The following is a 2,048-nucleotide window of genomic DNA, read 5'->3' on the forward strand; positions in this document are numbered from 1 at the left end:
TTCCTGAGCTTGGGGATGCGCAGCTCGACGGTGCCGGCGCGCGTCTCCCAGTCGCGCTCGCGATAGCCGTTGCGCTGGGCCGTGCGCAACGGGTTCTTCTCGCCATAGGCGGCGCCGGTGGCGGCCCCAACCTCCATTTCCATCAGCCGCTCGGCGGCAAAGCCGATCATCTCGCGCAGGAGATCGGCATCCGGGGTCTTCTCCACGAGCGTGCGCAGGTTCATCATGTCGTCGGTCATCGGTGGTCCTTCCGAATTGGGTTGGCGTCAACAACCAAACCCTACCGGAAAGCGCCGATGACCACCGACATGCCGCTCACTCGCTACAGCGCGACTAACGGCGCGCTCGCGAGCGGCTTCGTAACCGCCGAGCTACACCACCTGTGGGGACACGACCGCGCACTGCGAGCTGGTAGTCTTTCCTGGTCGTCCGCCACGACACGGCTGCCGCGTGGCCAAGCCCGCAGAACCTGCGATTTCAGGACGCGTCCGGAGGAGTGAAGACGCCAGCTTTCTCAGCTTTTTGGAGGAACCGGCATGACACCTCGTTGGCTGCAGGCTCCGTCGAGCACAATCAATACGGTGCGATCCGTCGCGCTGCGAAGCGCGACGGGTCGATCAAGCATTGCACCAAGCACGGGGGCATGAGCTCTGGGTCGGGCTGTGCCCAGCGCCGCGGGATCGCGAGAAACGACTACGGCAGTGCCGATTTGCGTCCACCAAACGCCAGTTAGGACGAGTTCGTAGCCGGTGAGGCGTGCCGATCATCGCAATGTCCGCTTTTTACTTGGCGTTGACTCATCCTGCCTAGCGGTCCTTAATTTTGATCCCTTCACTGCCACAATGACGGCCTTCGGAAGCTTGGGGGGTTCAAAATGCCGTTCAAACGAGCCGGTCTATACCCTTCCGATCTCGATCTATGCCAACGGGTATTCGACCAGGTATGCAGTGACGAGCATATCGCCCGCTCATCGTTGGAGACCGAGTACCTGGCCTTGGAAATTTTGGTCGCATTGGAAGAGGCTGACGCGGATGAGGCTGAGGTGCTCGAACTCGTCAGATCGAAGCGGCGGGTTACTCGCAATCTCAGAAGTCCTGCAGAGAGGCACGGCGAACGTCTTCGTCGCCGTTGAGGCGATGCTTCGCTCCAGCCTTGATTCCCGGCCTGGTCCACTTCCGTTGCGAGCCGTTTTGGCAAACTCTTGCATGGTTGCTTACGCGTCCTGGCCGGCCTTCTGGAACCCGCGCCAAACTCGTCAGTTCTGGACAATGCCAAAGCACGATATCGCAAAGATTCTGACTTCCATCGGCACGCTGACATCCCGGCCGGCGGCTTTTCTTGTGTTTCTCGCCTATGCGGCGCTTTGGGTGATCTTCAACCGCTCGAGCTTAGACCGGTATGGCGTTGCCGCTCTGGCGACCGGGGCTATGACGGTGTTCATCCAGCGCGCTGAGCATCCCGATATTCAGGCTCTGCACGCCAAGATGGACGAACTGCTTCGCTCAGTCTGCGATGCCGAGAACGAGACGGCGAAGATCGAAAAGAAAGAACCAGAAGAAATTGAGGCTCAACGAGAGCAAAAACACCAATGAGATTGAGACAAGCCAAGGGCAGCCACCATATTCCCGGCCGGATGCCGCCATGTCCAGAACTCTGATTATCATTGGTTCGATGATAGTTGCCATAGGCCTATTGTGGCCCTGGTTGTCGCGGGTCGGTTTGGGCAGATTGCCCGGTGACATCATGATCGAACGTGAGAACTTCACGTTTTATGCTCCCATCGGCACCGGGATTCTGATCAGCATCGTGCTCTCGTTTGTTCTGTGGCTACTCGACCGATAGGCGAGGACGCGGGCCCGCGTCGCCGGAGCGGGCCGATCGGAACTATCCGACCTGACAGCAAAAGTATGACGGTAAGGGTTGCTGCCTGGGGGTTAACTTTCCCTGCGGCGGGTGTTCCGCGGTGTGTGAATGAAAAAACCCGCCGCACGGTTCAGTGCGGCGGGATCGGTCAGGCGCTGTTGCACCAAGCGGGGGTGTAGGGTGGG

3 protein-coding genes are annotated in these 2,048 nt (G+C 59.7%); 2 read left to right on the forward strand and 1 reads right to left on the reverse strand.

Annotation, left to right across the window (positions count from 1 at the left end; translation table 11 throughout):
- Window positions 1-239: transposase (locus tag AC0L2Y_RS34365; protein ID WP_473562303.1), on the reverse strand; the 239-nt coding region annotated here is incomplete at its 3' end.
- A 966-nt stretch (window positions 240-1,205) separates the two neighbouring features.
- Between AC0L2Y_RS34365 and AC0L2Y_RS34370 the strand changes: the two genes are divergently transcribed.
- Together AC0L2Y_RS34370 and AC0L2Y_RS34375 are read left to right on the forward strand one after the other, a co-directional pair.
- A complete protein-coding gene (locus AC0L2Y_RS34370) occupies window positions 1,206-1,592 on the forward strand; it encodes a low affinity iron permease family protein (protein ID WP_473562304.1) in 387 nt (128 codons plus the stop codon).
- A gap of 49 nt (window positions 1,593-1,641) precedes the next feature.
- Window positions 1,642-1,842 carry a DUF2905 domain-containing protein gene (locus AC0L2Y_RS34375; RefSeq protein WP_473562305.1) on the forward strand — a complete coding sequence of 67 codons (201 nt, stop codon included), beginning with the start codon at window positions 1,642-1,644 and terminating at the stop codon, window positions 1,840-1,842.
- Window positions 1,843-2,048: the final 206 nt, after the last annotated feature.

The organism is Mesorhizobium sp. WSM4830, from assembly GCF_055811495.1.